Origin of the sequence: Micromonospora sp. WMMD723 (genome assembly GCF_049863385.1) — a bacterium.
GTDB lineage: Bacteria > Actinomycetota > Actinomycetes > Mycobacteriales > Micromonosporaceae > Micromonospora > Micromonospora wenchangensis.
This window is the reverse complement of record NZ_JBMKNR010000001.1, coordinates 5,394,593-5,418,718: the sequence shown is the minus strand read 5'-3', so window position 1 is coordinate 5,418,718 and position 24,126 is coordinate 5,394,593. Positions and strand designations below refer to the sequence as shown.

The window sequence follows — 24,126 nt, the reverse complement described above, 5'->3', positions numbered from 1 at the left end:
CCCGGCGGTCACCCGGGCCCGGCACCGGCGTCGGCGGCCGGGCCGGGCACGACCGGTGGAGGGCTCAGCCGGCGAACCGGCGGCGGCGCAGCCGCAGGCCGAAGACCACGGCGACACCGCAGAGCAGCGCGATGCCGAGGATGACGGCGAGCGCCGCGCCGTTGTTGCCCTGCTGCTGGCTGGCCACCTGGTTACGGTCGTCGACCGCCACCGACACCGAGGCGGCCGGGTTGATCATGCCGGAGCCGTACTTGGCGTCGGGGGCCGTGCCGATCGCGTCGGCGGTGCTGCGGATACGCTCCTTGACCTGGGCGGCGGTCAGGTCGGGCTGGGCCGCCCGGATCAGCGCCGCCTGCCCGGCGACGAACGCGACGGCGAACTCGGTGCCGGTGTTGCTGACCGCCTTGCCCCCGCCCACGCCGAGGCTCGCCACGTCCACCCCGGGCGCGACCACCTCCACCGCGCCCTGCACGTACTGCTCGGCAAGCTGGTCGCCGGCACCGACGCCTCCGGTGAACAGCAGCGCACCGCCCCCGGAGCGGCCGGCCGGGGACGGCGGCGGCACCGCTTTGGTCGGCGCACCGGCCACCAGCAGGACATCGTGGTCGAGGGCGGTGGCCACGGAGGACGCCACCGCCGGGTCGCCGAGGTCGACGTGGGAGCCGACCGCGACCACCGACGCGCCGGCGCTGACCGCCACCTCGATGGCGTTCGCCGCGTCGGCCGCCCGCGCGGCGCCCGAACCACGGACCACGCGGACGGGCAGGATGGTGGCGTCCGGCGCGATGCCCACCGGGCTGCCGTCGACGCTGCTGTCACCGGCGATGATGCCCGCCATCGCGGTGCCGCTGCCCAGGCAGTCGGTGTCCCCGCGCCCGTTGCCGACGGTCACGTCCGCGCCGACCGCCACCCGGCCGCTGAGCTGCTGCACACTCGCGTCGACGCCGGTGTCGACCACCGCCACCTTGACCCCGTTGCCACGGGTGAGGGTCCAGGCGCTGTCGGCGGCCATCCGCAGCTGCGCCCAGTCCGACCTGCTGCTCGACCCGGTGGTGGCGGTGCACTTCGGGCCGTTCGCGCCCGGTCGGGGGCTGCCGCCCGTTCGGGTGGGGCTCGGATCCGGGCTCGGGCTGACGGCCCTGGGTGTGGGGTCGACCGCGCCGGAGGGCCGGGCACTCGGGGTGGGCCGCTTGCCCGTCGGGAGCTGGCCGTACTTCACCCCCTCACCGGCCGCGTCCCAGGGCAGCACGAGCTGCCAGCCGGCCTTGAGGCTGCCCGGGTCGGTCAGCCGGGACCCGTCGGGCTGCACCCGGCCGGTGTTGAGGTGGTAGATCTCCGCGGACCGTTCGCCGCTACCGAGGAACCGCCGCGCGATCGCCGTCAGGCTCTCCGGCTGGCCCTGGTACTGCGCCGCGACCACGTAGTACTTCACGTACGGCTGCGGATCGTTGGTGGCCTTCGCCACAACCGGCCCGGTCGGCGCCATCAGCACGCAGCCGGCCATCGCCACCGCGAGCAGGCGGGCAAGGATCGAGCGCTTCGCCAGCACTGGGTGTCCCCCTTCAGTCACCATGGCCGAGCGTCACCGGCCTTCACCGTCTATTGCGGATCAGCGGCCGGTCCGTTCAAATCAATCTGAACCAGATTTCCATGATCCTCGTCATGAGGTCAGCCGAGGGTACCGGCCGCCGATGACGGGAACGTCTCCTCGGGCCGTCCCCCGATGGGGACGGATGACCGGCAGGCGGGCGACCCTCCACCACCGACGGTGGCGGCGAACGACCGGCCGGGCGATCAGGTGCCGGTGGAGACGAAGGTGGGGCGGCGGTGAACGGGCTCGGGCGCACGGTGGAGCCGATGGGCGGCAACGGCTTGGACCGGGTGCCGGCCACCCGCCGTTTCGACCCGCGCCGGCACCGCCGCATCGCCGGGCTGTACGACCTCTGGCTGGCCCCGGGCGCCGGCGGACGGCTGGTGGTACCCACCGCCCCGGGCCGGCCGCTCGACGCGCGGGCCGTCGCCACCCTGGTCCGGCACGGCGCGGACGCGGCGCAGGACGTCCGGATCCTCGCCGACGACGGGGCCCGCCACCTCGACCTGTTCACCGAGGTGGCCGGCCTGCTCGGGCACGACGTGCTGGTCAGCCCGGACGGCTCGGACATCAGGCACGCCGTCGACAGGTCGGCCACCGGGCCCACCCGCCCGACCGCCGACAGCGGGCCACTGGACGCGGTGCCGCTGGACCGGGTGACCCGGCAGCCGATGGACTGGCTCGTGCTCCAGCCACCGGATCTCGCCACCTCCCTACCCGGCTGGTTCGCGGTGGACGACGGGCTGGTCCGCCCCCGTACCGGGGTGGTGGGGTTGCCGCTGCCCGACGGCCTCGCCCTGGCCACCCGGGCCGACTTCGTGACCAGGCGGGCCACCGCGCACCGGCTCGGCGCGTCGAGCGGGGTGGTCACCGTCGCCGTCACCGCCCGTTCCGGCGGCTTCCTCGTCGGCACCTACAGCGGCACCCAGGATGTGCACAGCGGCGGGCAGCTCGCCGCGCTCCTCGGCGACCTGCCGCTCTACGGCGCCGACCTGCGGCTCTGGCTGACCTGGCCGTCCGACGCCGACGAGCAGGCCCGGCTCGTCGCGGAGGTGGTCGAGCTGGCCGAAACGACCGGGGCCACCGTCTGGACCCCACCCGCGGGCGGCCGGGCCGAGCTGATCGACGACCGGCGCGACCTGCGGGCGTTCGACCCGACGGGCGCGGTCGCCGCGTGGCAGGCCCACCGGCCGAGGTACGCCGACGGCCCGTCGACCCTGGACGCGACCCCCGAGGGGCTGCTGGTGTCCCGACGCGACCGGGAACGGATCGTGGTCGCCTCCCCCGCCGCCGGAGCCGTCGACACCGGCTCGGCCGACGGCCACCCGGGACCGGCCCGCGCCGACGACCCGGCCCCCGGACCGGACGGCACCTCCCCGCCCCGCTCGGCGGACCCGGCCGACCCGGCACCCCCGACGCCGGTCGGCGACGGCACCGGGGCGGAACAGCCGGCCGTGCCCCTCCCCCGGCCCGCCCTGGTCACCGAGAGCCGCCGCGCGGCCGACTACGGCCCGCCCTGGTTGCGGCGCGGCCAGCAGGTCAACGCCGAGACGTTCGAGGCGTACGTCCTCGTCGAGGGTGACCCGGCGCGGGCGGTCGGCGACGGGTTGCCCGGCGTCGAGTTGTTCGTGCCCGCGTTCCTCGACCCCCGGTCGGCCCCGGCCGGCAGCGAACTGCTGCGGGTGCGGATCTCCCCGGGCGGCGCGATCCCGATGGCGGTGCTGCGGGCGCACGTGCCCGCGCGGTTCAAGTACGTCCTGGGCAGCCCCGACACCTACCTGCTGCCGGCCGCCCGGCTGGACCGGGTCCGGCTGGTGGGCGGTTTCCGCTGCGACGGGTTCAGCCGCCTGCTGCCCACCGTGGACGCCGACGGCGAGCCCCTGCGGATCCGCGCCGCGCCCACCAACCGTTCGGTCGCCGGGCTGCCGAACGACGTCCGCCGCTGGCCCGGCTTCGGCACCCGGCAGGCGTACGCGCTGCTGCCGGCCCGGTCCCGGGGGCTGCCCCGGGGCTGGTTGCCCCTCTACCAGCAGCGGCCGGTGGCCCGGCCGGGCCGGTTGCTGGTCGAGGTGCGGGTGCCGGCGGGACGCACCGTCGACGTCGGGGCCACCCACACCATGCTGGCCGGGTTGCCCCTGGTCCGGAGCAGGGTGGACCGGCTGCACCGGGCCGGCGTGGACCTGGTCCTGGCCAGCCGCTCGTACGACCGGATCGTGGTGCAGCGCGCCTTCCGGGCGCAGGGGGGCGGGTGGCAGCGGATCGCGGAGTTCACCCCGGGGCCGCTGCCGTCCGCCGTCGCCGGCCTTCAGTCCGCCGTACCGCCCCGGGTGGACCCGCCGTCGACCGGGGACACCTGAACCGACCAGCGGCCGGCCGGCACCGGTCCGATCACCACCGGCACGCACCGCCCCCCGGTGTCCGTGGCGAGTCGCCGCGCCCCGGCCAGCTCCGCACCGGCCAGGCCGGGGGTGAACACCACGTACGGCGCGGGCGGGTCGGCGTCGGGTGCGCTCGCCGCCGGCAGCCCCGGCAGCGACCGGCACCCCGGCGGGGCCTGCCCGCCGAGCACGTCGCCCACCGTGGCCACGCCGATCCCCCCGGCCCGCAGCCGCCCGGCGAACAGGGCGGCCGTGCGCCGGCAGTCGTCGGTGTCGCCGACCAGGGTGAGCACGTCGGGTGCCCGCCCCAGGTCGACGTGCAACCGCCACGGTCCCCGGTGGCCCAGCACCAGGGGCAGGGTCGCCGGGGGCGCGGTCTCGTCCGGGCCGAGCCAGGCGTACGCGGGCGCGCCCCGGCCCGCCGCAACCCCGACCAACCGGACCCGGATCGGCCCGAGTCCGGTCTCCAGTTCGGTGCTCAGGTACGGGACCTCGTTGCCGGTCGGCACCACCGGACGCGGCAGATCCACCCCGGCCGACGCGTCGGCGGTCCCGACGGAAGCCACGCCCGCCGAGGCGGGGACAGCCCCGGGGGATGCCACGCCGACCGACGCGCCGGCGGTCCCGGCGGATGTCCCTGCGGTCGGCGCGGTGGCGGTCGGGCTCGGACCGGCCGGCGGCTGCGGTGGGTCGATCGGGGTCGGTCGGGGTGGTGCCGACTGTGGTGCCCGGGGCGGCCAGACCGGCTTCACGGGCAGCCCGCCCGTCGTCGCCGAGGGTGACGGTCGGGTACCGGGGACCACCGCCTCCGATACCGCCACCTCGGCCGCCGCTCCCGGCACGGACTCCGACACCGGCACGGAATCCGACGCCGGGACGGGTTCAGCCACCGGGGGGGCCGCCGGCTCCGGGGCGGACGCCGCAGCCGGGTCTGCGGGCAGCTCCCGCGGGGACGTCGACCCCTCGACCGGCACCGGCGCCGGTGGTGACGCTGGACCCGGTAGTGCCGCCGGGGGCGACACCGACGGGGCGGTGGGCCGGGCGGCGGTACGCGGTGCCGGCAGGACCACCGACGGCGGCGGGGGCAGGATCGGCGGGGTGACCGCCGGCGGGGCCGGTCGCCGGGCCGGTGCCGTGACCGGCCGGGTGATCGGCGGAGCCGGCGGGGGCGACGGCGGTGCCCCCGACGTCGACGCTGCGGGCGTCCGGCGGGTGACCGGGGGCGGTGCGGTGTCCACCTCGCCGGGCACCGGCACGGCGGCCAGCTCGGCGGGGGTCGGGGTGTGGTGCCGCTGCGGCGGCCACGGCCCGTCGTCCTCCAGCACCAGCCGGCGGGGTCCGCCACGACGCAGCAGCAGCACGGCCACGGCGGCGAAGAAGACCGCCAGCAGCCCCGCACCGACCCGGATCAGCAGCGGGTCCAGCCCGTCGCCCACCTGCGGAGCCTCCGGCGGCCGGGCGACGGCCCGGGTGGTCGCGGCGGCTGTCCGCGCCGGACGGGAGGCCGTCGCGGAGGACGGGGCCACCGCGCGCGGGGTCGAGCCGGGGCGGGACGGGGTCGTGGCGCGCGGGCTCGGGCTGGCCGGAGCCGGTGACCGTGGCCCCAGTTGCGGCAGCCGGCCGATCCGTACCCCCTGGCCCTGCGCGTCCCTGGGCAGCACGAGCCGCCAGCCGGGGCGCAGGACCACCCCGTCGGTGAACGTCTCGCCGTCGGGCTGGACCCGGCCGACGTTGAGTTCGACGATCTCCCGGAACCGGTTACCGTTACCGAGGGTACGCAGCGCGATGGCGTAGAGGTACTCCCGTTGCCCGTCGACGGGTGGCCCGACCACGTAGTACCTACCGGTTTCGGCCGGCACCGCGCTGACCGGCCGTACCGCACCGGGCGGTCGAGCCACGCCCACCGGCTGCGCCGCCTGTGCCGGCTGTGCCGCCACGAGCAGCGCGATCCCGGCCAGCAGCACCGTGACAAAGGCCCGCCGCATCGCCACCATCGCTTTCCCCACCCTCGGTCCCACCGACATCCTCCCGTCCCGGCCCCCTTATACGAACCGGGGTGCCGACGGTTCAACCCGAGCCGGATCGTCCTGCGTGTGGGCGGGTGCCGTCCCGTCAGGCCGGCGGCAGGCCGCCCGCGCGCACCGCGTCCGAGGGTCGTGCCAGGATGTGGCGATGTCGTACCCCCCTCAGCCGTCGTACCCGTCCGCGCCCGGCCCCGTCACGCCGCTGATCGCCTACCCGCAGCCGATTCCCCCGCCGCCGGGACACGCGGTGCTGGCCGTCTCGGTCAACCGCGGTCCGTACCTGGTGCCCGTCCCGGCCACCAGCCGTTTCAAGGTCGACGGCCGGTTGGTGTCGATCCCCGGCGAGGGCACCTGGTACGTGGCCGTGCCGGCCGGGGCACACGACATCCGCTACACGGACTTCATGGGCATCCCGATCGTCACCACCGCGCTCACCGTCCAGCCCGGACTGGTGTACCCGCTGTCGTTCCGCTTCGGCGGCTGGCGCAACCGGGTCCACGACGGGCAGGGCACCGACGTGACGAAGTTCGGCATGTGGTCGAACTACAGCCTGGTGCTCGTCATCCTGCCGGTGGTGCTGCTGCTCTGCTGCGGTGGTCTCGGCCTGATCAGCACGCTCTCGACCTCCCCCTGACCGACGGCACCGGCCGGGCCGGCACCCGGTAACGTCGCCCCGATGCCTCCTGCGGACGGACCGAGCGGCCTGACCACGACGGAACGTGCGGTCGACGCCCGCTTCCGTGCCGTCCTGGCCCGGCTGCCCCGACGCGGACCGGCCGGCTGGCTGGTCGAGTTCCTGGTCTTCGGGCTCAAGCAGGCCTGGGCGTGCGTGTTCGGCGGGGCGATGCTGGCGGTCATCCTGGCGGCCCGGCTCTGGTACCCGCAGGATGCCGCTCTCGCCCGGAACGACCTGCTGACCGTCGCCGCGGTCGTCATCCAGGCGGCCATGCTGGCCGGACGGCTGGAATCCCTGCGCGAACTACGGGTGGTGGTGCTGTTCCATCTGGTCGGGACCGCGATGGAGTTGTTCAAGACGCACGTCGGCTCGTGGTCCTACGCTCCGGACGGGGTGCTGCGGCTCGGTGCGGTGCCGCTGTTCAGTGGCTTCATGTACGCCGCGGTCGGCTCCTACCTGGTCCGGGTCAACCGGTTGTTCGACCTGCGTTTCACGCGCTACCCCCGACGCCGGGTGACGGCGCTGGTGGCGGTCGCGATCTATGCCAACTTCTTCACCAACCACTACCTGCCGGACGTCAGGTGGCTGCTCATCACCCTCGTCGCGGTGGTGTTCGGCCGTTGCGTGATGCAGTTCCGGGTCTTCCGGTTCCGGTTGCGGATGCCGCTGCTGCTGGCCTTCCTCCTGGTCGCCTTCTTCATCTGGTTGGCGGAGAACATCGCCACCTGGTCGCAGGCGTGGCTCTACCCCGGTCAGGTGGCCGGGTGGGACCCGGTGTCGCCGACGAAGCTCGCCTCGTGGTTCCTCCTCATGATCATTTCGGTGGTCCTGGTCACCTGGGTCTCGCCACCCCGCCCACCGGAAAAGCCACGACCGCCGAAGAAGTCACCCCGACCCCCGCAGCCGGGACGTGCCACCGGCGGGGGCCGGTCGGCGGCGCAGCCCGTGCCCGGGTCAGCGCAGCCGGCGGGCGGTGAACCGGGCCGGCGGGTCGGCGACGGCGTCCTGGGCGGCGACCAGTTGGATCTCCCGGGTGCCCGCCGCGAGGGTCCGCTCCAGCACGGTGAAGACCGAGGAGATGGTCCGTTCCAGCGCGGTCGCCGGTGAACCCGTCGTCCGCAGGTGGGCCAGGTAGAGCGCGGCGGTGACGTCGCCACCGCCGTTGGGGTTGATCGGCAGCAGCGGCGTGGTCACCGCCCAGGCGCCCTCGTCCGAGACGGCCACCACCTCCAGCGAGCCGGTCGGCACGTCGTCGTGCAGCACGCTGGTCACCAGCACGTCCCGGGGGCCGGTGGCGCGGACCACGTCGACGGCGTCCAGCACGGCGGGCAGCGAGGTGGTCGTCCGGCCGGCGAGGAAGTCCAACTCGAAGTGGTTCGGGGTGATGATGTCGGCGCGCGGGACCACCACGTCACGCAGGTACTCCGGAATGCCGGGCCGGACGAACATCCCCCGCCCGGTGTCGCCCATCACCGGGTCGCAGCAGTACACCGCGTCCGGGTTGGCGGCCCGCACCCGGTCGGCCGCGGCGAGGATGACCGCACCCATCGCCGGGTCGCCCTGGTAGCCCGACAGCACCGCGTCGGCGGTGCCGAGCACCCCCCGGTCGGCGATGCCCTCGATCACCTCCGCCACGTCGGCCGGGGCCAGCAGCGGCCCGCGCCACGCGCCGTACCCGGTGTGGTTGGAGAAGTGCACGGTCAGCACCGGCCAGACCTCGTGCCCGAGGCGCTGGAGGGGGAACACGGCCGCCGAGTTGCCGACGTGGCCGTAGGCGACCGAGGACTGGATGGACAGGATCTTCACCGGCTCATCATGGCCGTTCCCCCCGACACCCCGGGTACGGGCCCACCGATTCGCCCCCGCGTCGCCGACCTGCCGGGTCGGACCGGGCGGGCGGTGACGGTTCCGGCCGCCCCGGCGGTGCACGCGGGGTCGGCCGGAACCGTGCTCAGGTCAGGTCGAGGGTGTACTGCGCGGTGTGCACCGTCCCGTCGACCTGGAAGTCGAAGAACGCCCGGTAGCGGCCCGCGCTCGGGGCGGTCAGCCAGAACCGCACCGTCCCGTCCACCAGTTCCTGGTCCGGGTGGACGTGCACGTAGCCCAGGTCACCCTCACGTACCACCACCAGGTGCCCGTACGCCCCCAGGTAGCGTTCCAGGCGGGCCGGGTCGACGCCGTCGAGCCGGAAGGACAGCGGCACCGTCACCCCCACGGTGGGGGTGCCGCCCATGGTGACCGTGAACGGCCCGGCCGTGGACTGCGACGCGGCTGGCGGCAGCGGGACCGGGGTGTGCGCGCCGGGCACCTGGTGGTCGACCCCCAGCACCAGCGGGGCCGTGGTGCCGTCGGCGCCGGTCACCGAGAAGTCGGCGTAGATCCGGTAGCCGCCGGGCCGGGTCAGCGTCAGCGGGACGCTCCAGGTGCCGTCCGCCGCCATGGTCGGGTGCAGGTGCTGGTAACCGCTCAGGTCCCGCCCCACCACGACCAGGTGCAGCGGCTTGTCGTGGACGACCGCGAACCGGGTCGCCGCCTTCCCGTCCGCGCCGACGATGCGGAACCGGTAGTCGGCCCGTACGCCCGCCGGTTGGGTCCGGGCCGCCGGCTCGACGGTGTAACCCCCGGCGTTGACCGACAGCCCGGTCACCTGTGCCTGGGCCCCACCGGCGTCGCCGGGATGGGTGTGCGCCCCGGTGCCGGGCCCGTGCTGGTGCCCGTCCCCGGCCGCCAGCGCCGCACCGGTGGCCGGCGGGGCGGCGGTGGTGGTGCCGTCGGCGGGCCGGGTACCGGAACCGATCCGGCCCAGCGCGAAGCCCGCCAGCAGGGCCACCACCAGCCCTCCGACGAGCAACGCGAGACCCGTGTTGCCCAGTCGGGACCCGGGATGCGGTGCAGGGGCGGCGGATACCGGCACGCCGGTGCCGGAGTCCGTCGCGGCGGAGTCCGTCGCGCCGACGTCGGCGGACGTCGCGGCGGAGGCCGCCTCGTCGGCCCCGGAGGTCGCTCCGGCGGACCCCACCGTGGCCGTGGCCGTTCCCGCCGTGGCCGCAGCCGCCTCGGCGGGGAGTCGTTTCGCCCTGCCGGAGGCCGGGGCAGCCTGAGCCGAGGTCGGGGCCGCCCTGCCGGAGGCCGGGGCAGCCGGGGCGGCCGGGACCGCCTTGGCCGGGGCCGCGCCGGTCCTGGCGGGGGTCGTCACGGACGCGGTGACCACCTGACGGCGGGCGGCGGCCGGACGGGCCGTCTTCCTGCCGCCGCCCGTCCCCTTCGACCGGTTGACGCGGGTGCCGGAGCCGGGCCGGGCGGCCGTCCCCCCGGACCGGGGCCGACCGGCGGGCCGGGTGGCGGGCACCGGGCGACGCCGCCAGGCCGCGAAGCCGACCGCCGCCACGACCAGCACCGCACCGCCGGCCCAGGCCAGCCAGCCGAGGCCGGCCCCGTCGTCGTCTTCGGCGGCGGCCGGCGGGGCGGCCGGCGCGGCGGCGGTCACCGGGGCGGTCGGTACCGCGGAGGCCGCCGGGCCGCCGTGGCCGGAGGTGGCGTGCTGTTCGGCGGCGGCCACCAGCGCCGGATCCGGCTGGTCGACGGGGGGCTGCCAGCCGGACGGCGCGGCGGTCGGCCGTCCGGTGTAGCGGAAGGTCATGGTGCCCCGGACCGGCTCACCGTCGGAGGCCACCGACAGGTAGCTCACCGCGTACTGGCCGGCCGCCGGCAGGTGGGCCAGGGTGACCACCGCCGGGAAGCCGGTGCTGTACTCCTTCGGCTCGAACTTGCCGTCGACCAGCAGGTACTCCCGGACCGGCTTGTCCAGGGGCCGGGGGGAGCCGTGCCGCCAGCCGTTGTCGACCCGGCCACCGCCGGGCCCGGTGACGGTGAAGTACGCGTTGGCCGCGACCTGCTCGGTGAAGTACAGCTCCACCGTCGTCAGCGGCTCGGCCACCGTGGCGTTGGCCGCCGGGGTCGACATCGCCAGGGTGCCGTGCGCCTGCGCCGCCGTGGTGGGCAGCAGGACCACCGCCGCGGCGAACACGAGGGCGAGCAGGCCGGCGAGGGTACGTCCGGCGGGTCCGGTGGCTGGAGGGGGACAGCGCATCGGATCATCCTCACGAAGAGTGGACTTCAATCAATAGTTCACTAACTTTTTACGCAGATGGCAAAAGTTTTGGCTACGGCGTCCCAACCTGAGGTCGGGATGATCAAAACTCGTCCCCGGCTCCGCACCCCGTGCCCGGCCGGTCACGGTGGGCCTCCGTTTCCGACCACGGTACGGATGATCCGCCGACGCCTCCCGTCCGTACCAGTGGGCGGGGACGACGCCGGGTATGCCGTACGCTCACCCGGGACCTACTACACCTCGTCGTTACCGTTGACGGACGACGACGGAGCACGACAGACGGCAGAACCGGACACGGAGGTGGCAGGTGGGCGACGACGACGCGGAGATCACCGCGTGGGCGCTGGCCGCCGGTCGGGGTGACCGGGAGGCCGCGGCCCGCTTCATCCGGGCGACCCAGCAGCACGTACGACGGTTCGTCGCGCACCTGATCAGCCCGGCCGAGGCCGACGACCTCACCCAGGAGACGTACCTGCGGGCGATGCGCTCGCTGCCGTCGTTCGCCGCCCGTTCCTCGGCCCGCACGTGGCTGCTCGGCATCGCCCGCCGGACCGCCGTCGACCACGTCCGGGCGGCCACCTCGCGTCCGCGGACGGTGCCGCTGTCCGAGTGGCACGACACGCCGGACACCCGGGGCAGCGGCTTCGACGGCGAGGTGGTCCTCAACGACCTGCTGCTGGCCCTGGCCGCCGACCGTCGGGAGGCGTTCGTCGCCACCCAGGTCCTCGGCCTGTCCTACGCCGAGGCGGCCGAGGTGTGCGGCTGCCCGGTCGGCACCATCCGCTCCCGGGTCGCCCGGGCCCGCGAGGATCTCGTCGCGGCGGTCGAGGGGAACCCCCGGGCGATCCGCCGCCGGCCGGGAAGCGCCGCCGGCTGACCGTCGCCCCCGGGCCGCGACCGTGCCCCGGGGACCCACGGGAACCACCACACCCTGCCGGCCGACTACCCGTACATGGGGTGTGAGCAGTGGCGGGAGATCCTGTCGGCACAGTTGGACGGCGAGGAGACCCCCGCCGAGCGGATCGCGGCGGACGCGCACCTGGACGGGTGCGCGGGCTGCCGGCTGTGGTGTGACCGGGCCGCGACGGTGACCCGACGGTCCCGCCTGACGCTCTCCGCCACCGACCGCCGCGACCCGACCGTCGACCGGCCCGGCCGCCTGCGGTCGACGACCGCGGCCACGGCAGGGTCGGAGCCGGAGGGCGCGGCGGCCGACCCGGATCTCGTCGACGTCGTGCTGGCCGCGCTCCCCGCGCCCCGCCGGCTGCGGGACCGGCTGGTGCCGGTCCTGCGCACCGGGCTGGCCCTCATCGGCGCCCTGCAACTGGTGCTCGGGCTGGCCCAGGTCGGCCGGGGCCCGGCCGCCGGGCACGCCCACGGCGCGCTCGACACGCTGGCCTCCGGGCACCTGTGGCACGAGTCGGCCGCGTGGAACATCGCGGTCGGCGCGGGTTTCCTCTTCGTGGCCGCCCGGCGCGCCCCGACCGGAGGGCTGCTGCCGATGTTGAGCGCCTTCGTCGGCGCGCTCGTGCTGCTCTCGGCCAACGACCTGGTCACCGGCCGGGTGGAGCCGACCCGGCTGGTCAGTCACGGGTTCCTGGTCACCGGCTACCTGATCGTGGTCGCGCTGTCCCGGCCCCGGCTGCGGCCGGACGGCCCGGCGGGGCGGGGCCGGGCAGACCGGCCCGCCTGGCGGCTGCGTACGGACGACGTGCCCGCCGCCGCTCCGACGGTGCGCCTGCTGCCGCCGTACGCGGGCTCGGCGCGGACCCGCGACCGGTCGGCCGCCTGAGCCGGACGTCGCCCGGTCCGCCGTCCCCGCGCCCGCCGGGCGGCGGCCGACGGCGCGTCCCGCCCGGCGGGACGATCCGGTCACCCGGAAGGGCACGATCCCGACCGGCCGGAACTATCGGTGACCGGTGACCGACCAACGGGACAGAGCATCGGCACAACGGAGGAAAACCCATGCGTCCCACCGGTCCACTCGGCACGAATCGACGCGCGTCAGTCGTCTTCGCCGCCGCCACCGCCGCCCTGCTGGCCGTCGGCCCCGCCGGCTGCGGCCCGGCCGACCCGGCGTCGGGCACCCCGTCGGGCGCCTCGGCACCGGCGAGCGCGTCCGCCGGGGTGATCACCATCCGCGACCCGTGGGTGAAGGCGGCCGACAAGGGCATGACGGCGGCCTTCGGGACCCTGGTCAACGACAGCGACACCGACGTCACGCTCACCGGCGCCACCACCGAGGTGTCCGTACTGGAACTGCACGAGATGACCACGAAGGACGGCACGATGGTCATGCGGCAGAAGCAGGGCGGCGTCGTGATCAGGGCGAAGGGCACCCACGTGTTGGAGCCCGGCGGCGACCACCTGATGTTGATGGACCTGCGCCGGCCAGTGCGGGCCGGCGACCAGGTCACCGTGACCCTCACCTTCGCCGACGGCCGGACCCAGCAGTTCACCGCCGTGGCCAAGCCGTTCACCGGGGCGCAGGAGAGCTACGCCCCCGGCCACGGCGCGCCCGAGCCGACCATGAAGGGTCAGCCGACCATGAGCGGTCAGCCGGTCCCGGGTGGACAGCCGACGAGCGGCCCGACCTCGTGACCGGACACCCGGACGTGCGTGCGGTGAGCCGGCGCGGCCTGCTCGCCGGCGGGGCGCTGGCCGCGGGCGGCGCGCTGGCCGGCGGTGCGGTGGTCGTCGCCGGGCGGGACGGGCCGACCGGCGGGCCGGCCGCGCCGCAGCCGAGTCCGGTGGCGGCCGTCGGGGGCCTGGTCGAGCCGTTCCACGGGCCCCGGCAGGCGGGGGTGACCACCGAACCGCAGGCCCACGCCGCGTTCGTCGCGTTCACCCTGCGACCGGGAACCGACCGGGCGGCGCTGGGCCGGCTGCTGCGGCTGCTCAGCGACGACGCGGCCCGGCTCACCCAGGGCCGGCCGGCGTTGGCCGACACCGAGGCCGAACTCGGACTGCTGCCGGCGCGGCTGACCGTGACCTTCGGTTTCGGACCCGGCCTGTACCGGGCCGCGGGCGTCGACGACCGGCGGCCCGCGTCGGTGGCCGACCTGCCGGCGTTGCGGATCGACCGGCTCCGACCGGCCTGGTCCGGCGGGGACCTGCTGGTGCAGATCTGCGCCGACGACGCGGTCACCGTCGCCCACGCCCAGCGGGTGCTGGTGAAGGACAGCCGGCCCTTCGCCACCGTCGCGTGGGTGCAGCAGGGCTTCCGGCGCAGCCCCGGCGTCGAGCCCGCCGGGCACACCCAACGCAACCTGTTCGGCCAGCTCGACGGCACCGCCAACCCCCGTCCCGGCAGCGCGTTGGACACCGCCGTCTGGGTGCCCGACGGACCGGACTGGCTGCGCGACAGCACCACCCTGGTGGTCCGCCGGATCAGCATGAACCTGGAGACCTGGGACCTGCTCGGCCGTACCGACCGGGAACTCGCCGTCGGCCGGCGGCTCGACACCGGCGCCCCGCTCACCGGCACCGGCGAACACGACGAACCCGACTTCGCCGCCGTCGGCGACGACGGGCTCACCGTCATCCCCGACTTCTCCCACCTCACCCGGGCCCGGGTCACCGACGACCGGTTGAAGATCCTGCGCCGCCCGTACAACTACGACGGTGTGCCCTCTCCGCAGGGGCACGCCGACAGTGGCCTGATCTTCGCCTCGTACCAGGCCGACGTCACCGCCCAGTTCCTGCCCATCCAACGTCGACTCGCCGACCGGGACCTGCTCAACGAGTGGACCACGCCGATCGGATCCGCCGTCTTCGCCGTCCCGCCCGGCTGCCCGCCCGACGGGTGGATCGGCCAGCAGGTGCTGGGCTGAGCCGGCCGATGACGACCATGTCACCGTGGCACCGGGCCGCCGGCCGGTTCGTCGCCGTACTGCTGGCCGGCGTCCTGACCCTGATCGTCGCCGCCACGCCGGCCCGGGGGCACAACGGACTGCGGTCCGCCTCGCCGGCCCGGGACGCGACGCTGACCCGCGCACCCACCGAGATCACGCTGGAGTTCATGGCGCGGCTCGACCCGACACTCACCACCATCGTGCTCACCGACGGGACGAAACGACGTGTCCCCACCGGCGATCCGGTGGTCTCCGGCGCGACGGGAAACGTCCGGGTGACCGCTCCCCTGCCCAACGGGACGTACACCGTCGCGTACCGGGTGGTCTCCGCCGACGGGCACCCGGTACAGGGGTCGTACCCGTTCACCGTGGCGGACCCGGCCGGTCCGGCCGCCCCGCCGTCCCCCGAGCCGCCCGGCCCGTCGACCGCCGCGGTCGCGTCGGGGCGCGACGGCTGGGTCGCCGTCGTCGGCGTCGCCGGCAGCGCGTTGGTCGTCCTGCTGGGGGCGGCGGCCGTGCTACGTCGGCGACGCCGGTCGTCGCGCCCCTGAGGCCACCCGCCGCCGCTGGGCCGCAGGCGGTCGCGGCCCGCAGAACCGGTCCGGCAGGCCGCCGGGACGCCCGCTCCCCTGTGGACCGGTGACGTCGCGGCCCTGTCCGGACATGTGCCGGGAACCGCCGGGACGTCCGCTGCGACTACCTCACCGGGTGACGCCGACCGCACGGACGGCGGCCCATCAGCCAAGGCACGGGCGACCATCGGGTACCTCCCGACACATTCGATCGGATGGATATGTCTGTCACTGAGTTGTCCGACCCGCCGAGGCCGGAATCCGCGCCGTCCGCCGCCCCAGCCGCCCGCCCGGCCCGGGGCGGGTCCCCGTTCGGCGCGCTGCTGCTGCGGCTGCACTTCTACGCCGGCGTCCTGGTCGCACCGTTCCTGGTGGTCGCCGCGTTGACCGGGCTCGCCTACACGGTGGCCCCGCAGGTGGACGCGGCGCTCTACGGCGACCGGTTGACCGTGACGCAGGTGGGTGAGCGCCCCGTTCCGGTGGCCGACCAGGTCGGGGCGGCCCGCAACGCCCACCCGGAGGGCAGCGTCAGCGCGGTGCAGCCCGGCACCGGCGACCGCACCACGCGGGTGGTGTTCACCGTGCCGGAGCTGGCGGACCGGCAGCACACCGTGTACGTCGACCCGTACACCGGCCGGGTGCAGGGGCAGCTCACCACCTGGTTCGGGTCCACACCGGCCACCACCTGGCTGGACGACCTGCACCGCAACCTGCACCTGGGCGCGGTCGGCCGGCACTACTCGGAGCTGGCCGCGAGCTGGCTGTGGGTGCTCGCGCTCGGCGGGGTGGTGCTGTGGTGGCGTCGCCGCCGGGCCTCCCGGGCCACCGCGCGGCACCTGCTCGTCCCGGACCTGACCGCCGCCCGCGGGGTACGTCGGACCCGGAGCTGGCACGCCACCACCGGGATCTGGCTCACCGTCGGCCTGCTGTTCCTCTCGGCCACCGGGTTGACCTGGTCCCGGTACGCCGGGGCGAACTTCGGCGCCGGTCTCGACGCGCTCGACGCCCGCGCCCCGCAGCTGTCCACCGCCCTCGCCGCCGGACCGGTCCCGACCGACACCGGCGGCGGCCACCACGGCGCCGCCGGGGCCGGCGGGGTGGTCGAGTCGGCCGCCTTCGACCGGGTGCTGACCGCCGCCCGGACGGCCGGACTGGCCGGCCCGGTCGAGATCGCCCCCGGCGCGCCGGGCTCGGCCTGGACGGTCACCCAGGTCGACAACACCTGGCCGGTCGCCAAGGACCGCGTCGCCGTCGACCCCACCACGGGCACGGTCACCGCCCGCAGCGACTTCGCCGACTGGCCGGTGCTGGCCCAGCTCAGTGGACTCGGCATCCAGGCCCACATGGGGGTGCTCCTCGGCCCGGTCAACCAGATCCTGCTCGCCGCGCTGGCCCTCGGGCTGCTCTGCGTCATCGTCTGGGGCTACCGGATGTGGTGGCAGCGCCGGCCCACCCGGGCGGACCGGCGGGCCCGCACCGGCACCGCGCCGCCCCGGGGCGGCGTCCGGGGACTGCCCTGGTGGGCGGTGCTGGTCGGCGTACCGGTGGTGGCGGCGGTCGGCTGGGCACTGCCCCTGCTCGGGTCGAGTCTCCTCGCCTTCCTCGTCGTCGACGTCACCCTGGGCGCGGTGGCCCGACGACGCCGCCGGGGCACCGCCCCCGACTCCCCCGTGTCGGCCGGCGGATGACGTGCCGACGCCCGGCCGGCACGTCACATTCCCGGGGCGACGATTGACCGGCCGGGGGTCGCGCCGTTACGGTCGAACCACTATCTGCGGCGTCGCGAGGTAAGCCGGTGGGAATCCGGCGCGGTCGCGCCACTGTGAGCGGTTCCGTCGTCGACGGGTCCGCGAGCCAGGACGCTCGGTCGTCCGCAGCCTTGCGATGGGGACGCGTCATCCCCGGGAAGGTTCGAATCCCATGTCGAGTCCCACTCCTGCCCAGCCGCTGGTACACCCCGTCGGGTCCGCCCGTCTGTGGTGGGCGGCCCTGGCCGTCGTCGGCGTACTCCTGCTGCTCACCTACCTGGTCGCGTTCGACCAGGGTGCGGTCTCGCGCAGCGGCATGTTCCTGCACGAGCTGATGCACGACGGCCGGCACCTGCTCGGTGTCCCGTGCCACTGACCCCTGCCCACAACCCACCCACCTTCGTCACCGTCCTGATCCGCGGGCTCCTCGCCGGCCTCGTCGCCGGCCTGCTCGCGGGCGGTTTCGGCTACCTCGTCGGTGAGCCGCGCATCGACGCGGCCATCGCGATCGAGGAGGCCGCCACCCACACCGGGCCGGTGGCCGACGACCACCACGCCGAGGACCTGGTCGGCCGGGACGGGCAGCGGTTCGGCCTGTTCCTGGCCACCGGCCTGTTCGGGACGGCGATGGGCGGCCTGCTCGCGACCGCGTTCGTGCTGCTGCGCCGACGTTTCCCGGCCGCCGACGACGGCCGGTCGGCGTTGCTGCTGGCCGGCGGCGCCCTGCTCGGCGTGGTGCTCGTGCCGTTCGGGAAGTACCCGGCCAATCCCCCGGCGGTCGGCAACCCCGACACCATCGACCAGCGCACCGTCGCCTACCTGGCGTTGGTGGTGCTCGGCCTGGTGGCCGTCTGGGCGGGCACGCTCGGCTACCGGTCGGTCCGCGCCGACGCGCCGCCCTGGCAACGGTACGGCGCCGCCCTCGGCGGATTCATCCTGGTCGCCGGCGTCGGGTACGTCGTCCTGCCGTCCTTCCAGGAGGTCCCGGACGACTTCCCGGCAACGCTGCTGTGGAACTTCCGGCTGGCGTCGCTCGGCACCCAGGTGGTGCTCTGGGTCGCCGTCGGTCTGCTGTTCAGCGCCCTGATGAGCCGACGTCCCGGAGGCTCACGCCCCGACGACCGGGCCGGCGAGCCACTGTCCGGTCAGGCCACGCCGGCCCGTCGGTGACCTCGACCAGCCTGCGGCTGGTCGCCCACGCCCACACCGGCGCGCTGCGGCGGGCGGTGTTCGGCGCGGGCGACGACGACCTGGACGAGGGCGGTCGACAGGCCGCCCTCGCCCTGGCCGGCCACGGGCGGACCGGGCCACTGGGCACGGTGGACACCTGCCTGACCAGTCCGGCCACCGCAGCGGTGCAGACCGCGTACGCCCTCGGGTTACGGCCCACCGTCGAGGCCGCGTTGGCCGACTGCGACTACGCCGGCTGGGCCGGACGCAGCCTGACCGACGTCGGGGCACGGGAACCCGGGGCGCTGCGCCAGTGGTGGGAGAAACCCGAGGCGGCACCGCACGGCGGGGAGTCCCTCGCCGCGCTGCGCGACCGGGTCGCCGGCTGGCTCGACGACCGGCTCGGGCCGGGCCGGCGGATCGTCGCGGTGACCCATCCGATGGTGGTCCGGGTGGCGATCGTGCACGCGCTCGACCTGCCGATGGCCGCCCTGCCCCGGCTGGACGTCACCCCCCTGGCGGTGGTGCGCCTCAGCCGCTACGGCCCCCGGTGGCAGCTCCGGTTCACCGCCCCGGTCGGGCCGCAGGACCGGAACCCGCGATGAACCGCCGGTCCGCCTCCGCCGAATCCGCGCGTTGGGTGCCGCCGGAGTCGAGGACGTCCTCGCCGCCGAGGGTGACCTGCACCGGTTCCGGGTCTTCAGAACCAGCCCGCCCAGCGCGGCCGGTCCGTGCAGCGGCAGCTGCGCCGGTTCCTGGGCACCACCGGCGGCCGCAGGGCCCGGTACGCTGCCGCGCTGGTGCACGCCCTCGACCCGGACCACGTCCCCCGGCCGTTGGACCGGCTGCTTCCCGCTCGGCCGTACCGCGCGGACTGACCCCGACGGACCCGGGCGGCAGGGCACGGCAGCCGGCTGCGGGGCGGCGACGGGTAGCGTCGCGCAGATGACCGGTGATCCGCTGCTGCTCGCTGCCGACGATCCGCTGGCGGTCGCGGTGACCGGGGCGATCCGCGACGGTGACCTGACCCGGCTGCGGTCGCTGCTCGGCGCGCACCCGGGGTTGGCCGCCGGGCGCATCGTCGACCGGGTCGGCGGGGTCCGTACCCTGCTGCACGTGGTCACCGACTGGCCGGGCCGGTTCCCGCGCGGTGCCGGCACCGTCGCCGCGCTGGTCGCCGCCGGTGCCGACGTCGACGCCCGGTTCGCCGGGCCGCACCGGGAGACCCCGCTGCACTGGGCGGCCAGCTGCGACGACGTGGACGTCGTCGACGCCCTGTTGGACGCCGGTGCCGACATCGAAGCTCCCGGCAGCGTGATCGCCGGCGGCACGCCGCTTTCGAATGCGCGGGCCTTCGCCCAGTGGCGGGTGGCGTACCGGTTGGTCGTCCGGGGCGCCCGCACCACCCTCGTCGACGCGGCGACGCTCGGCCTGCACGACCGGGTGGAGCGGGCCTGCACCGGCGACGCCCCGCCGTCGACCGACGAGCTGGACTGGGCGTTCTGGGGTGCGTGCCACGGCGGGCGGCAGTCCTGCGCCGGGTACCTGTGGACGCGCGGCGCGCGGCTCAACCGGGTGCCGCCGTGGGAGCACCGCACCGCCCTGGACGCGGCCGTCCGGCGCGGTGCCACCGAACTGGTCGGCTGGCTGCGGGCGCGAGGTGCCGTCACCGCCGCCGAGCTGGACCCCCACCCGCCCGACGCCACCGGCTGAACCGGGTAAGCCCACCGTGCGTCCGACGGGACGACTCCGGGCTACTCCCCGGCGGCCAACTGCTCCTTGGCGTCGTCGTAGCCGGCCTCCGCCGGCGCGTCGGCCGGCGCGTAGATCACCCGGATCACCCCGGTCGGGTACACCTCGGTCGTGGTCACCCGCAGGTGGTACGGGGTGTCCCCGTCGTCGAACAGCCGGCGGCCCTTGCGCGCCGCCACCGGGTGCACCAGCAGCCGCAGTTCGTCGACGAGACCGGCGGCGAGCAGCTGCTGCACCACGGAGATCGAACCGGGGATGAGGACGCCGCCGACACCGGGGTCGTCGCGCAGCGCGGTGACGACGTCGACGAGGTCGCCGTCGAGCACCTCGGAGTTGCGCCAGGGCAGCTCCCTCGCCTGCCGCGTGACGACCACCTTGCGCAGGTCGCCGAGCTGCTTGGCGAAGGGCGCGTCGTCGCCACCGGCGGCCTCCCGGTCGGGCCACGCCCCGGCGAAGCTGTCGTAGGTCTCCCGGCCGAACAGCAGCACGTCGGCATCGTCGTAGTCCGCGCTGACGGCCCGCCCCATGTTGTCGTCGAAGTACGGGAAGTGCCAGTCGGGGTCGATCTCGGCCACGCCGTCGGCCGAGATGAACAGCGTGGAGATGACCTTTGCCATCGGAAGGGTCCCTTCGGGTCGGTAACCGGACCGGCCCAGCATCCCAAACTCCCCGATCGGGCACGGCCCATCCCCGGTCACCGGTCCGGCCCGTCGTGAATAGGTCCTACCCGCGCAGCGGGAGCCGGTAGCGTCGGGTGGGGCCGAACCGGGTGTCCCCGATGCCTTCGAAGAGGCCGCCGCACCGCTCGATCGTCCGTGCGGAGGCGACGTTGTCGGTAGCGCAGACGACCAGCAGCCGTTCCCGACCGAGTAGCCGCGCCTCGTCCATCATCCGTCGTACCGCCCAGGTGGCCAGCCCCCGGCGGCGGGCGGAGGGACGGATGCCGTACCCGAGGTGGCCGGCCCAGGGTGCCTGCTCGTCGCAGTCGGGGCGCAGGGCGATCCCACCGAGCACCCGCACCCGCCCCGGCTCCCGCTCGACGATCCAGCGGTACGCGTAGGTGTCGTCGGGGGCCACGGTCCGGTCCGACGGCGGCGTCAGTCGTGCCAGCCACGCAGCGAACCCGGCCGGCGAGTCCACGTCGTCGCAGGGGTGCAGTCCGAAACCGTCCTCGTGCTGCCCCGGCCCCCACTCCGCGTGCGCTTCCTGCCAAGCGGCACGCAGCCGGGCGGTGGGGGCGACCAGGTCGGGCATCCGCCGAAGGTACTCCCGCCGGGTGAGGGATGCTGCGGTCCGGTCGCCGCTGACGAAAAAGATCGTGGCGGGTGGTGAAACCCGGGGACGGTTCCGGACGTCCTGAGGGGTGAGTCGGGTGCCGGCGGCGACCACCGGGCCGGTACGCCGACCGCGATCCCCCACCAGAAGGAGCGGACGATGTCGACGAAACGATGGCTCGCGGGCGTCGGGTTGCTGGCCCTGGCCGGCACGATGGCGGCCTGCGCCCAGGCGCGACCCGGTGCCGACGCGCCTGCGGCCGAGCCGCAGCGCAAGCCGGCGGCCGTGGCGGTGGGGCTGTCCGCCACCCCGCCGCAGAAGAGTTCCGCCCCGCGCGGGTTCACCGGCACCCGGCAGTACACGATCGTCCGGGTCGGTTCGTTCGAGGGCGGCCTGTCGCTGACCGACTCCGGGCGGCTGGCCGAGGTCGACGACGACCAGGGGCGGCAACTGTTCGTGCCGACCCCGCTGGGCGGTGGGAAGTACCTGATCAAGGCGTACGCCCGGACCAGTGCCGGCCCGCTGTGCTGGCGGGTGCATAATCCCGGCAACAGCCAGCCGCTGGTGGTGCAGGCCGCCACCTGCCGGACCGACGACGCGCGCCAGCAGTTCGAGATCTTCGCGGCGGCCGGCAGCACGCCGTCGTACCTGATCAGCAGCGCCGGGGCGTTCCTGCGGACCTCCGCGCGCTCCGGCCTCATCCTCGAGGAGTTGGGTGACGCCCCGCCGACGAGCAGTTTCCGGTTCACCGACAATGGGCCGGCACCGGCCGGTCGGTGACGGTGGACCGGTCGGGTCGGTCGGGGTCGTGCCCCGGCCGACCCGACCGGAACGGGGCGTGACAGGGTCGGGCGGGGCCGGGCGGGCTGTCCGCAGGCGGGGACGGCACCAGAGGCGAGCGGGTGGGTGGAGAGCGTGATCGATGCGTGACGCCGAGGAGTTCGACGCGTTCTACGCCTCGTCGGCCCAGCGGGTGCTGGGGCAGGTGTACGCGATGGTCAGCAGCCGTACCGACGCCGAGGACGCGGTGGCCGAGGCGTACGCCCGTGCCTGGAGCCGCTGGTCGACGGTGCGGGAGTGCGACAGCCCCGAGGCGTGGGTGCGCAAGGTGGCGTACCGGATCGCGGTGAGCGCCTGGCGCAAGACGGTGAACCGGGTGCGGGCCCACCGCCGGGAGGCGGTCGCCCAGCAGGTCGAGCCGGTCTCGGTCGATCATGTCGTACTGGTCGAGGCGTTGCGGCGCATTCCCAGCGAGCAGCGCCGGGCCATCGTGCTGCACCACCTGGTCGGCCTCAGCGTGGCCGAGATCGCCGTGGAGACCCGGGCGAATCCGAACACCGTCAAGACCCGGCTGGCCCGGGGCCGCCGGGGCCTGGCCGGGTACCTGAGCGGGGACGAACACCAGACGACGGCGGGGAGGGGCCATGGGGTCTGACGACATGCTCGACGACGCCCTGCGGGGGCTGGCCCGGCACGCCGGGCAGACCGCTCGGCTCGCCACGGTCGCCGAGGTCCGTCGGCGGGGCGACCGCAGGCGTCGACGGCGGCACGTCGCGACGGCCGCGGTGGGGGTCGTGGTGCTGGGGGCGCTGGGGGCCGGTTTCGCCGTGGCCCGCCTGGCAGGGCCGCCGCAGGCCACCCTGCCCGTCGGTCCGCCCGCCACGACGTCGGCGCCGCCCACGGCCACCCCGTCCACCGGGCCGACTCCGCGTACCCCGGCCACCGGCGGGCCGACGTCCGGGTCGACGGGTGCCACACCGGATACGACGCGGGGTTCGGCGTCCGCCGATCCGTTGCGGCTCGGGCAGCGCCGGTTCGCCCTGGTCCGGTCCGCAGCGGCGGAGGGTGCGGTGTCCCTGCTCGACGACGGCCGCCTCGGCGAGGTCGACGGTGACGAGGGCCGGTCGCTGTTCGTCTTCGTGCCCCAGGGTTCCGGCACCTACCTGGTCCGCACCGCCGAACCGGACGCCGACGGCGACCTGGCCTGCTGGCAGGTCCGGTCGTCGGGTTCCCAGCCGCTCACCGTGGCGGGGGCCCCGTGCGCGCCGACGGAGCCGCGGCAGCTGTTCTCGATCGCCGTCGACGGCACGGCGGGCGGTCAGCGGACCTACGCCATCAGCAACAACTCGGCGTACCTGCAGTACTCCAGCCGTCGCGGACTGATCCTCGAGGAGCTGGGCGACGCCCCGCTGACCACCGTGTTCCGGTTCGTCGACAACGGCCCCGCGCCGCAGGGCTGACCCCGGCAGGGGCGCGGGTGGGCCGCGCTCACCGCCGGGGCAGGCCGGCCACCCAGCGGTCCAGTTCCGTCGGGGAGTCGAAGCGCAGCACGGGTGGTCCGGTGGGATCGGCCTGCCAGGCCCGCATCCGGCGGCGGGCCCGGCCGAACGCGCCGACGTGCCAGACCAGGATCGAGTCCCGGGACAGTACGCTGCCGAGCGTCTCCCGGTTGCCGTTGCAGATCACCTCGCCGGTCACCAACCGGCTGACGGTACGGCGCAGCAACCGCCCGAAGGACCGCCAGCGCGGGTAGTCCAGGGCGACGACCAGGTCGGCGCGGGCCAGCGGTACGTCCCGCCATCCGTGGTAGGCCCCGTCGATGATCCACCGTTCGCCCCGGCAGATCTGCGTGATCCGGTCGCGTTGCTGGGCCACCGGCACCTCGACCCAGCCGGGCAGCCACAGCAGGTCGTCGACGGGGTGCCAGGGCAGTCCCAGCCGGTCGGCCAGCCGCGCGGCGAGTGTGGACTTGCCCGCGCCGTACACCCCGTAGACCAGGATGCGGGACGGTGCGCTCATCCGGGCAGCCTACGCAGCCGGTACGGGGGCCGCACGGGATGCCCGGGGCGGTCCGGCGCGACGGTCGCCCGGCGCGGGCGGCCGGTCGCCGGTCGGCACGGCGGGCGTCGATGCCTCTTGTCGGAATCTCCCGCCGTCCATTAGTTTGTTTAACATCCAGACCAACTAGCTCCACC

Annotated in this window: 23 protein-coding genes, 1 pseudogene and 1 riboswitch; of the genes and pseudogenes, 17 read left to right on the top strand and 7 right to left on the bottom strand. The window is 75.4% G+C overall.

Annotated elements, in window-relative coordinates; translation table 11 throughout:
• Window positions 1-64: 64 nt before the first annotated feature.
• The gene (locus ACN261_RS23530) at window positions 65-1,549 is read right to left on the bottom strand and encodes a S8 family serine peptidase (protein ID WP_421481825.1); all 1,485 of its coding nucleotides are present in this window, start codon (window positions 1,547-1,549) and stop codon (window positions 65-67) included.
• Window positions 1,550-1,827: 278 nt separating this feature from the next.
• Between ACN261_RS23530 and ACN261_RS23525 the strand changes: the two genes are divergently transcribed.
• A complete protein-coding gene (locus ACN261_RS23525) occupies window positions 1,828-3,948 on the top strand; it encodes a hypothetical protein (RefSeq protein WP_425852160.1) in 2,121 nt (706 codons plus the stop codon).
• Here the strand turns inward: ACN261_RS23525 and ACN261_RS23520 are convergent.
• Window positions 3,897-5,975, bottom strand: coding sequence for a hypothetical protein (locus ACN261_RS23520; RefSeq protein WP_425852158.1), 2,079 nt, complete (start codon window positions 5,973-5,975; stop codon window positions 3,897-3,899). The genes ACN261_RS23525 and ACN261_RS23520 overlap by 52 nt on opposite strands.
• Before the next feature lie 166 nt (window positions 5,976-6,141).
• Between ACN261_RS23520 and ACN261_RS23515 the strand changes: the two genes are divergently transcribed.
• Together ACN261_RS23515 and ACN261_RS23510 are read left to right on the top strand one after the other, a co-directional pair.
• Window positions 6,142-6,627: a hypothetical protein gene (locus ACN261_RS23515; RefSeq protein WP_204924450.1), complete on the top strand. Its 486-nt coding sequence runs from the start codon at window positions 6,142-6,144 to the stop codon at window positions 6,625-6,627.
• A gap of 42 nt (window positions 6,628-6,669) precedes the next feature.
• A pseudogene (locus ACN261_RS23510) lies at window positions 6,670-7,527 on the top strand (DUF817 domain-containing protein); the annotation flags it as partial.
• A 96-nt stretch (window positions 7,528-7,623) separates the two neighbouring features.
• Here ACN261_RS23510 and pdxY read toward each other — a convergent pair.
• Both pdxY and ACN261_RS23500 read right to left on the bottom strand, forming a co-directional pair.
• Window positions 7,624-8,475 carry a pyridoxal kinase PdxY gene (gene pdxY / locus ACN261_RS23505; RefSeq protein WP_421481822.1) on the bottom strand — a complete coding sequence of 284 codons (852 nt, stop codon included), beginning with the start codon at window positions 8,473-8,475 and terminating at the stop codon, window positions 7,624-7,626.
• Window positions 8,476-8,620: 145 nt separating this feature from the next.
• Complete coding sequence (locus ACN261_RS23500; RefSeq protein ID WP_425852155.1) at window positions 8,621-10,759, bottom strand: copper resistance protein CopC; 2,139 nt, start codon at window positions 10,757-10,759, stop codon at window positions 8,621-8,623.
• A gap of 328 nt (window positions 10,760-11,087) precedes the next feature.
• Between ACN261_RS23500 and ACN261_RS23495 the strand changes: the two genes are divergently transcribed.
• From ACN261_RS23495 to ACN261_RS23445, 11 genes are all read left to right on the top strand, one after another.
• Window positions 11,088-11,657: a sigma-70 family RNA polymerase sigma factor gene (locus ACN261_RS23495; RefSeq protein WP_421481820.1), complete on the top strand. Its 570-nt coding sequence runs from the start codon at window positions 11,088-11,090 to the stop codon at window positions 11,655-11,657.
• 75 nt (window positions 11,658-11,732) lie between these two features.
• Window positions 11,733-12,572 carry a zf-HC2 domain-containing protein gene (locus ACN261_RS23490; RefSeq protein ID WP_421481819.1) on the top strand — a complete coding sequence of 280 codons (840 nt, stop codon included), beginning with the start codon at window positions 11,733-11,735 and terminating at the stop codon, window positions 12,570-12,572.
• Window positions 12,573-12,745: 173 nt separating this feature from the next.
• Entirely contained in the window at window positions 12,746-13,381 is a 636-nt protein-coding gene (locus ACN261_RS23485) for a copper chaperone PCu(A)C (protein WP_425852152.1), read from the top strand.
• A 23-nt stretch (window positions 13,382-13,404) separates the two neighbouring features.
• Window positions 13,405-14,613 (top strand): Dyp-type peroxidase, encoded by a 1,209-nt coding sequence (locus ACN261_RS23480; protein WP_421481816.1) that lies wholly within the window; start codon window positions 13,405-13,407, stop codon window positions 14,611-14,613.
• Window positions 14,614-14,630: 17 nt separating this feature from the next.
• A complete protein-coding gene (locus ACN261_RS23475; protein WP_425853640.1) occupies window positions 14,631-15,185 on the top strand; it encodes a copper resistance CopC family protein in 555 nt (184 codons plus the stop codon).
• A gap of 236 nt (window positions 15,186-15,421) precedes the next feature.
• The gene (locus ACN261_RS23470; RefSeq protein WP_425852150.1) at window positions 15,422-16,894 is read left to right on the top strand and encodes a PepSY-associated TM helix domain-containing protein; all 1,473 of its coding nucleotides are present in this window, start codon (window positions 15,422-15,424) and stop codon (window positions 16,892-16,894) included.
• A gap of 103 nt (window positions 16,895-16,997) precedes the next feature.
• A riboswitch (cobalamin riboswitch) is annotated at window positions 16,998-17,066 on the top strand.
• 60 nt (window positions 17,067-17,126) lie between these two features.
• The gene (locus ACN261_RS23465; protein WP_088644932.1) at window positions 17,127-17,330 is read left to right on the top strand and encodes a CbtB domain-containing protein; all 204 of its coding nucleotides are present in this window, start codon (window positions 17,127-17,129) and stop codon (window positions 17,328-17,330) included.
• Window positions 17,321-18,124 (top strand): CbtA family protein, encoded by an 804-nt coding sequence (locus tag ACN261_RS23460; RefSeq protein WP_421481814.1) that lies wholly within the window; start codon window positions 17,321-17,323, stop codon window positions 18,122-18,124. Before ACN261_RS23465 ends, ACN261_RS23460 begins: the two co-directional genes overlap by 10 nt.
• Complete coding sequence (locus tag ACN261_RS23455) at window positions 18,121-18,729, top strand: histidine phosphatase family protein (RefSeq protein WP_425852147.1); 609 nt, start codon at window positions 18,121-18,123, stop codon at window positions 18,727-18,729. The genes ACN261_RS23460 and ACN261_RS23455 overlap by 4 nt, the downstream gene beginning before the upstream one ends.
• A gap of 126 nt (window positions 18,730-18,855) precedes the next feature.
• Complete coding sequence (locus ACN261_RS23450; protein ID WP_425852145.1) at window positions 18,856-19,002, top strand: hypothetical protein; 147 nt, start codon at window positions 18,856-18,858, stop codon at window positions 19,000-19,002.
• A 67-nt stretch (window positions 19,003-19,069) separates the two neighbouring features.
• Window positions 19,070-19,837, top strand: coding sequence for an ankyrin repeat domain-containing protein (locus ACN261_RS23445; RefSeq protein WP_425852143.1), 768 nt, complete (start codon window positions 19,070-19,072; stop codon window positions 19,835-19,837).
• A 41-nt stretch (window positions 19,838-19,878) separates the two neighbouring features.
• Here ACN261_RS23445 and ACN261_RS23440 read toward each other — a convergent pair whose 3' ends face one another.
• Window positions 19,879-20,493, bottom strand: coding sequence for a dihydrofolate reductase family protein (locus ACN261_RS23440; RefSeq protein ID WP_425852140.1), 615 nt, complete (start codon window positions 20,491-20,493; stop codon window positions 19,879-19,881).
• A 106-nt stretch (window positions 20,494-20,599) separates the two neighbouring features.
• Window positions 20,600-21,130, bottom strand: a complete 531-nt coding sequence (locus ACN261_RS23435) for a GNAT family N-acetyltransferase (protein WP_425852138.1) — start codon at window positions 21,128-21,130, stop codon at window positions 20,600-20,602.
• Between the two features lie 180 nt (window positions 21,131-21,310).
• Between ACN261_RS23435 and ACN261_RS23430 the strand changes: the two genes are divergently transcribed.
• The 3 genes from ACN261_RS23430 to ACN261_RS23420 all read left to right on the top strand — a co-directional run bounded on the left by ACN261_RS23430 (window position 21,311) and on the right by ACN261_RS23420 (window position 23,391).
• Window positions 21,311-21,931 (top strand): hypothetical protein, encoded by a 621-nt coding sequence (locus ACN261_RS23430; protein WP_425852136.1) that lies wholly within the window; start codon window positions 21,311-21,313, stop codon window positions 21,929-21,931.
• Between the two features lie 142 nt (window positions 21,932-22,073).
• Entirely contained in the window at window positions 22,074-22,586 is a 513-nt protein-coding gene (locus ACN261_RS23425; protein ID WP_425852135.1) for an RNA polymerase sigma factor, read from the top strand.
• On the top strand, window positions 22,576-23,391 hold the full coding sequence (locus ACN261_RS23420; protein WP_425852134.1) for an RICIN domain-containing protein: 816 nt from the start codon (window positions 22,576-22,578) through the stop codon (window positions 23,389-23,391). Before ACN261_RS23425 ends, ACN261_RS23420 begins: the two co-directional genes overlap by 11 nt.
• A gap of 28 nt (window positions 23,392-23,419) precedes the next feature.
• On the opposite strand, the gene ACN261_RS23415 is transcribed toward ACN261_RS23420, so the two are convergent.
• Window positions 23,420-23,950, bottom strand: a complete 531-nt coding sequence (locus tag ACN261_RS23415) for an adenylate kinase (RefSeq protein WP_421481806.1) — start codon at window positions 23,948-23,950, stop codon at window positions 23,420-23,422.
• Between the last annotated feature and the right edge of the window lie 176 nt (window positions 23,951-24,126).

Coding starts and splice junctions, on each gene's coding strand:
- ACN261_RS23440 (WP_425852140.1), bottom strand. CDS start 20,493: ATGGCAAAGGTCATCTCCACGCTGTTCATCTCGGCCGACGGCGTGGCC.
- ACN261_RS23415 (WP_421481806.1), bottom strand. CDS start 23,950: ATGAGCGCACCGTCCCGCATCCTGGTCTACGGGGTGTACGGCGCGGGC.
- ACN261_RS23490 (WP_421481819.1), top strand. CDS start 11,733: ATGGGGTGTGAGCAGTGGCGGGAGATCCTGTCGGCACAGTTGGACGGC.
- ACN261_RS23435 (WP_425852138.1), bottom strand. CDS start 21,130: ATGCCCGACCTGGTCGCCCCCACCGCCCGGCTGCGTGCCGCTTGGCAG.
- ACN261_RS23485 (WP_425852152.1), top strand. CDS start 12,746: ATGCGTCCCACCGGTCCACTCGGCACGAATCGACGCGCGTCAGTCGTC.
- ACN261_RS23470 (WP_425852150.1), top strand. CDS start 15,422: ATGGATATGTCTGTCACTGAGTTGTCCGACCCGCCGAGGCCGGAATCC.
- ACN261_RS23445 (WP_425852143.1), top strand. CDS start 19,070: ATGACCGGTGATCCGCTGCTGCTCGCTGCCGACGATCCGCTGGCGGTC.
- ACN261_RS23475 (WP_425853640.1), top strand. CDS start 14,631: ATGTCACCGTGGCACCGGGCCGCCGGCCGGTTCGTCGCCGTACTGCTG.
- ACN261_RS23425 (WP_425852135.1), top strand. CDS start 22,074: ATGCGTGACGCCGAGGAGTTCGACGCGTTCTACGCCTCGTCGGCCCAG.
- ACN261_RS23515 (WP_204924450.1), top strand. CDS start 6,142: ATGTCGTACCCCCCTCAGCCGTCGTACCCGTCCGCGCCCGGCCCCGTC.
- ACN261_RS23430 (WP_425852136.1), top strand. CDS start 21,311: ATGTCGACGAAACGATGGCTCGCGGGCGTCGGGTTGCTGGCCCTGGCC.
- ACN261_RS23500 (WP_425852155.1), bottom strand. CDS start 10,759: ATGCGCTGTCCCCCTCCAGCCACCGGACCCGCCGGACGTACCCTCGCC.
- ACN261_RS23420 (WP_425852134.1), top strand. CDS start 22,576: ATGGGGTCTGACGACATGCTCGACGACGCCCTGCGGGGGCTGGCCCGG.
- ACN261_RS23465 (WP_088644932.1), top strand. CDS start 17,127: ATGTCGAGTCCCACTCCTGCCCAGCCGCTGGTACACCCCGTCGGGTCC.